The 6,435-nt window shown below is 29.9% G+C and carries 6 protein-coding genes and 1 pseudogene; 3 read left to right on the top strand and 4 right to left on the bottom strand.

Annotation, left to right across the window (positions count from 1 at the left end; translation table 11 throughout):
- Positions 1–195: pseudogene (locus V6U76_RS05695) on the bottom strand (IS982 family transposase); the annotation flags it as partial.
- Between the two features lie 153 nt (positions 196–348).
- A complete protein-coding gene (murC, locus tag V6U76_RS04000) occupies positions 349–1,743 on the bottom strand; it encodes a UDP-N-acetylmuramate--L-alanine ligase (RefSeq protein ID WP_333023744.1) in 1,395 nt (464 codons plus the stop codon).
- Between the two features lie 78 nt (positions 1,744–1,821).
- Here murC and V6U76_RS03995 point away from each other — a divergent pair, with 78 nt between their 5' ends.
- The 3 genes from V6U76_RS03995 (at position 1,822) to pheS (ending at position 4,196) form a co-directional block, all read left to right on the top strand.
- Complete coding sequence (locus V6U76_RS03995) at positions 1,822–2,493, top strand: septal ring lytic transglycosylase RlpA family protein (protein ID WP_408647426.1); 672 nt, start codon at positions 1,822–1,824, stop codon at positions 2,491–2,493.
- Positions 2,494–2,499: 6 nt separating this feature from the next.
- Positions 2,500–3,087: a recombination mediator RecR gene (gene recR / locus V6U76_RS03990; RefSeq protein WP_333023745.1), complete on the top strand. Its 588-nt coding sequence runs from the start codon at positions 2,500–2,502 to the stop codon at positions 3,085–3,087.
- 107 nt (positions 3,088–3,194) lie between these two features.
- On the top strand, positions 3,195–4,196 hold the full coding sequence (gene pheS / locus V6U76_RS03985) for a phenylalanine--tRNA ligase subunit alpha (protein WP_408647428.1): 1,002 nt from the start codon (positions 3,195–3,197) through the stop codon (positions 4,194–4,196).
- Positions 4,197–4,379: 183 nt separating this feature from the next.
- On the opposite strand, the gene V6U76_RS03980 is transcribed toward pheS, so the two are convergent.
- Positions 4,380–4,790 carry a hypothetical protein gene (locus tag V6U76_RS03980; protein ID WP_333023741.1) on the bottom strand — a complete coding sequence of 137 codons (411 nt, stop codon included), beginning with the start codon at positions 4,788–4,790 and terminating at the stop codon, positions 4,380–4,382.
- A gap of 89 nt (positions 4,791–4,879) precedes the next feature.
- Positions 4,880–5,185 carry a hypothetical protein gene (locus V6U76_RS03975; protein WP_333023740.1) on the bottom strand — a complete coding sequence of 102 codons (306 nt, stop codon included), beginning with the start codon at positions 5,183–5,185 and terminating at the stop codon, positions 4,880–4,882.
- Between the last annotated feature and the right edge of the window lie 1,250 nt (positions 5,186–6,435).

The raw sequence follows: 6,435 nt of genomic DNA, 5'->3' as shown, positions 1-6,435 counted from the left end.
GACAGTCTACAAAGGTACTGCATAGCTAAATGCCACAAAACTCTGGGCTTTAGTGTAACTGGTGTATGAAGGCAAAACTCTGATTTATAGAAAAATGTTAAGTGATGCAGATAAAAAGCACAGTTTGTTTGCAAAATTTATAGCTTTACAAAAATCATCAACCAAACAAAACAGTTCTGTTATATCTTTATCCATTGGTATTCTCACTTTAATTTCTAACTGAGTTTTTATCTCTTTTATATCCTCTTCTAATCCAGAATTAGCATTACACAGAGCTATATATGAATTTAAAGAAGGCTTGCTTTACTTTCATGGTAGTTTGCAAATAAAGAAATAGAGTTAATTTATTTACTTTTGTCTGTGCAAGTAGTTCACTGTTTCTTTTGCAAGCTTAGCAATATTAGTGCCAGCACCAATGAATAGTGCTATATCACCTGAACATGCAAAATGACTAATAAAATGTGAGATAAGCAAGAAGTCATTAATAATTTTTACATTAATGAATCCTTTTTTCGCCAAAGCTTGTTTAATATCATCTATATTGTAACCAGGAATGGCTTTATCTCCTGGAGGATGAATGGGAGTAAGAATAACATAATCAAACATTGTAAAAACTTTTATGAATTCACTAAAAAAACTACGCACTCGAGAAAATCGAAGTGGTTCTATTATTCCAATGATCTTTCCTTCAGTAATTGAACGTGCAGCTGTTAAAGTTGCTAATATTTCATCTGGATGATGTGCATAATCTTCGATTAATTTTATTCCATTAATTTCTGCAATTGTACAAAATCTTCTTTCTACTCCTTTAAAATTTAGAAGACCATTTCTAATGTTTTCTTCACTAAGTCCTAATTTTATTGCAACCGATATGGCAGCTAGAGCGTTACTTACTTTATGTAACCCAATTGCATTCGATAACACTAAGTTTTCCATACTTTTTAATACTAGAACTTGAGGTGATGCCTGAGCATCTTCTCTACCTGATGCTACATATAATACGTCAAATTCCATGCTATTACTACGCTGCTTAACGTTAACAGCTCTAACACCTGCACTTTCGTTAAACCCAAATGTTATACTATTATTATGTACAATACATGCAAGATCTGGTAAAATTGCATAACTTGCTTGATTTACAAATTTAGAAAACGCATTCCTAATGTTATTAGATGTACCATAATAATCTATATGATCATCATTTATACTTGTTATAACAGCAATATCAGATTGAATTTTTAACATAGTTCCATCTGATTCATCAGCTTCAATTAAAAAAATATTGCTTTTTCCAAATTTTGCGTTACTCCTAGAAGCATTTAATACTCCACCTATAATAACACTTGCATTAATTTCAGAATAATCAAGAATAGAAGAAATTTTTGCCGTTGTTGTTGTCTTTCCACTTGAACCTGATACTGCTATCACATATTTTCCTTTTGTAAGATCAGCTAGAATATTAGACCTATGAAGAATAATTTTATTATTATTTCGTGCAGCAACTAACTCTACATTGTCATATTTGATTGCAGAAGAATATATAACCGTATGAGCTTCATTAATATTACCAGAGTTGTGACCAACATATACTTTTATGCCATTTTTTTGAAGCCTATCTACATTAGCACTTAAGTATGAATCACTACCCTGCACTCTGTAACCAAGGTTATTGAGAATTTCAGCAATAGCACTCATTCCTATTCCACCTATACCAATAATATGAATTATCTTGTTACTATCCATTTTAAAGATTTACCTTATTACTAAATTCATTATAATATAAAGATATTTAAAAGAAAATATTATTACTCTATCCAGTAGATGATAAAACTAGTGCTTTTATTTTTTATGTTAATCCTTGTTAGTAACTGTAACTTTTATCATAAATATCGTAATAGTTCAGGTTATTATAAGATTGGTAATCACTATACAATTAAAGGTGTAACTTATCATCCAAAAAGTTATGATAATTATGAAGAGATAGGAATAGCGTCATGGTATGGGATAGAAGATCATGGTAAATTAACCGCAAATGGTGAAGTATTTAATCGTCATTTAATTACAGCAGCGCATAGGACATTGCCATTACCATGTTTTGTACTTGTAACTAATTTAAAAAACGGAAAAAAACTTACTGTTAGGGTAAATGATAGAGGACCGTTTTTTGAGAATAGAATAATAGATCTTTCAGAAAAGGCAGCCAAAGTTTTAGGATTTCACAAAGATGGACTTACAAGAGTTAAAGTGCAATATTTAAGGAAAATGTCAGAACAGCTGGTAAAGAAAAATCCACATTATAAGAAACATTATGAAAGAATAATACATGAACGTCATCCAAAAAAGAACATTCCTGAAAGTAAAGGGTACATTGCATTTTTTAAAGATATTAATGCTGCTAAATCAACAGTTTCAAAACTTCGCAGTTATGGAATAAAAGATGTGAAATTATTGTTCAAGGATGATAAATATTGTATAAAAGTGGGGTTGTTATAGATGAATATAAACATAAGGAATCTTATTAATGCTCTATCTAAGTTACCGAATTTAGGGCCATCATCATCACGTAGGCTGGTTATCCATATGCTTCAACATAAAGAAAAAGTTATGTTACCTATTGCATCTTTAATCAAAGAGCTTGCACTACTAATAATGGAGTGTAATATCTGCGGCAACCTGGATACTGCTTCACCATGTGCTATTTGTACTGACTCTAAGCGCAACACTAAATTATTATGTGTAGTAGAAGAATTAAGTGATCTCTGGGCTTTTGAAAAAGGCAATATATATTCTGGATCATATCATGTTCTGGGCGGTAGGTTGTCTGCAATCAATGGTATTGGACCTAAGGAGCTAAGGTTAGATACTATGATGAATAGGGTACGAGATCATGGAATTGAGGAAGTTATTATTGCTACTAATAATACTTTGGAAGGGCAAGTCACAGCTCAGTATATTACTGGAATATTGAAAGATTCAAATATTATAATATCACGTTTAGCATGCGGCATACCAATTGGCGGAGAAATTGATTATCTTGATGAGGGAACATTAAAGATAGCATTTGCTGCTAGAAATACTGTAAAATAACTAAGCCCATCAGTTTTGATTGGCAATCTTTATATTTTACTTACAATATATATAATAGATCAGGAAATAAAGTGAACACTAAAAAATTACATGATGAGCTATCTGAAATTGAAGTATCTATAATTTCTCAAGTTTCATCTACATCTTCTTTAGAGGAATTAGAAAAAATCAGGTTATTTTACTTAGGTAAAAGCGGTAAAGTAAGACTTTACTTTAATTATTTAAAGGAAATAGATTCTTTGGAAGAAAAACGTGAAGTTGCAGTTAATGTTAATAACTTGCGTGACAAGATAGTACATCTAATAAAAAATAAAGAAAATATACTGAAAGAAGAGAGTATTAATTTAAAATTAAAGAATGAAGCTATTGATATTACGTTACCTATAAGACCTGAAAAGGTTGGCAAAATTCACTTACTTAGTAAGGTGTTAAGCAAAGTAACGAGTATTTTTTTGCATATGGGATTTTCAGTAATTGATGGTCCAGATATTGAAGATGAGTTTCATGTATTTGATGCCTTAAACACTCCAACTTATCACCCTGCAAGAGAAGCACAGGATACATTTTATCTCAAGAATAAGATCAATGACAAAAAGATGTTACTTCGCACTCATACTTCATCTGTACAGATTAGAGTTATGGAAAAAGTAACAAACTTCCCGATAAAAATCGTAGCTCCTGGTAGAGTATATAGAAATGATTTTGATTCAACTCACACTCCGATGTTTCATCAAATAGAGGGATTATATGTCAATAATAACGTAAATATGGGTCAAATGAAATATACTGTTTATAAATTTCTTAGTGAATTTTTTGAAAATAAGAAATTAAAAATACGTTTCAGGAGTAGTTTTTTTCCTTTTACAGTGCCTTCTGCAGAAGTAGATATAAGTTATAAAAACAGTAATTGGATAGAAATAATGGGATGTGGAATGGTACATCCTAATGTTTTTAAAAATGTTGGAATAGATCATGTAAAATATAGAGGCTTTGCATTCGGTATGGGCATAGAAAGACTAGCAATGCTAAAATATGAGATTAGTGATTTGAGAAATTTTTATAGTAACAAATTGAATTGGATGAATTATTATGGCTGTTATTTTTTGTAAACATTAAATCAAAATAACATGCACTAAAAGATAATGCATGTTATTAGATTTCTTGAATTAAGAAGATAGCGTATTTGTAACTTTCACAACTGCTTTTAATGATATGTATTCTAAGCGTGGTGAAGGGTAATCTACTGAAGGCAATTTCTTTACTGCACGTTTGGTATGTTCAATATAGTCTTCTCAACCATCTTTTTCTTTTCTATCTTCTAAATTAAAAAATTTTTCTTCTATCAATTCTTTAGTACTTTCTTTAAAGTCCTTATCTTCAAACTTTTGAATCAATCCACATTCTTTAAGCAGAAAAAAACTATCTACATCTCTTTTAATATTCTGTATTTTTTCTTCAGTACAATCAGGGTATTTTGTATTAAAAATATCCTTTAACAAATTTTGATTTTCCAGAATTCCAATCTTATCAGTATTTCCGTTACTCGAAGAATAGATACTACAATTACATAAAACAAATTTGCTTTCTGTAGGAAAAAGTTTAATATTCTTTAGAATAGAATTATCTTTTAAACATAAAATAGATTGCTTCATATCACCATGTAAATTACTAGCAAGAATTATTCGAGCTTCTTCTGTATACATTCTTAGATTGTGTAAAGCAGAATTAGTACGATCACTTTATACTTTATATCTGCACTTAAATCACTATTTTGAATTATTTTAACTTCTTTTTAATAAGTATTTATATCTTGAAAAAAAGATTCAGATCCGATTATCTCGTACTTTAGTTTACTCTCTTTAACATCACGAAGCATTCTCAAAACTAGATCTGCATTCTCCTTGACATTCTCTAAAGCTTGTTCATCACTTATTAAGCAATTTTTATATTCTTCTGATAAGTTACTCTCAAAGATTATTTGAATTTGAACTAGATGAGTTTTTATATTTTCTAAAGCTTTTATTTTATCATTTGTATTATAATAACGACTATTCTTTACAAACTGTATTGCATTTTGTTCAGTAAATTCACCTAACATATTTCCCCCTCTATTTAAATAATAATATATTTAGAAAAATATATCAAGCTTTTTAAGTTAAACTTGCAGAAATTTCTATGATAATATATTGATCTGTTACTTTTTATAGATATATGTTCTGGATTTTATTATGTTTTGTGCTGCTTACTTTTATTACTTTAGCGGTAGGAGTCACACTAATGGCGCTAAGTAATAATACCTACTCAAAGTTTAGGAATAAATTAATGATTACAAGAATAATATTTCAATTAATCTCAATATTATGCTTTATTCTAATGTTTATTAGATAAATTTCCTGCCTTAAACTATTTTCTCAAATTCATCTGTAGCAAAGTAGCTCAAGTTTTATTACTGCTTCTTGTAAAGTTATATTTTCTCATAAGCAAATTTTTGCTGCAATTATCCACCTAATGGTCTATTTACCAAAATATTTTACGTAAAACGATACTATTCAATATAAAACCAATTCTAGCAACTTTTCCTAGCCTTCTGTAATATTGAATAATTCACAAGATATATTAGACCTCTTACATAACTCATATCCAGATTGTAAATTCCAGCTATCAAATTGAACCTTAAAGCAAAACGTTTTTACCGATTTCGATAGTGGTCTATAAATAAATTTTAAACCTTTTTAATAACATTTTCTACGATTACTCTCTGACTAGCAAGCTCTTTTCCTTTTTTCTTTAGTCCTTTTTCTATGCTGCTTTCATGAATTCTTTGCAAACCTCTATATCTGCCAAAACCTTTAAAATATGAATTTTCAAAGAGTCAAAAATTCATAAATCATGCCGTTTATCTTTCGAAAAAGTTGTATAAACTGCTCTATTTTTCTATTTGTATGCTATGCTTTTTCTTGAATAAAATTAATCTTTTCTGCTTGGGTCTTTCCACGAAAGTCTCGGTTGCATCAAATTCCATGTAACAACTCTTTTCGGCCTGGCAACACAAATTCCTGATGTTTTACCAGAGATCCATCGAATGTTACGATAGTAGGCACTTTCGCTCACTCCATAGCTTTACGTAATTATATCCGATATTTCCTCAAAAGCAAGAGGTCTCCCCATAATTTGTTTGATTTTCCTCCTTTGGCCTTCTTTTTAGCTTCTACATCAATTAAAATCTCAGTCATTCTCTTACTTGAGCTTTACACCTGTTAATCGGCGAAATCTTTCGTCTCCCAACCTGCTTATTTTTTCAAACCTCATTACCCCTCTCATATTATTTTCTAGTAGATTACAACCTTT

The organism is Wolbachia endosymbiont of Pentidionis agamae (genome assembly GCF_036711655.1).
Classification (GTDB): domain Bacteria; phylum Pseudomonadota; class Alphaproteobacteria; order Rickettsiales; family Anaplasmataceae; genus JAZHPY01.
This window is presented reverse-complemented; position numbering and strand designations above follow the sequence as displayed.

Excerpts from the sequence above, each read along its gene's own strand:
- V6U76_RS03975 (WP_333023740.1), bottom strand. The coding sequence starts at position 5,185 with ATGTTAGGTGAATTTACTGAACAAAATGCAATACAGTTTGTAAAGAAT.
- murC (WP_333023744.1), bottom strand. The coding sequence starts at position 1,743 with ATGGATAGTAACAAGATAATTCATATTATTGGTATAGGTGGAATAGGA.
- V6U76_RS03980 (WP_333023741.1), bottom strand. The coding sequence starts at position 4,790 with ATGTATACAGAAGAAGCTCGAATAATTCTTGCTAGTAATTTACATGGT.
- V6U76_RS03995 (WP_408647426.1), top strand. The coding sequence starts at position 1,822 with ATGATAAAACTAGTGCTTTTATTTTTTATGTTAATCCTTGTTAGTAAC.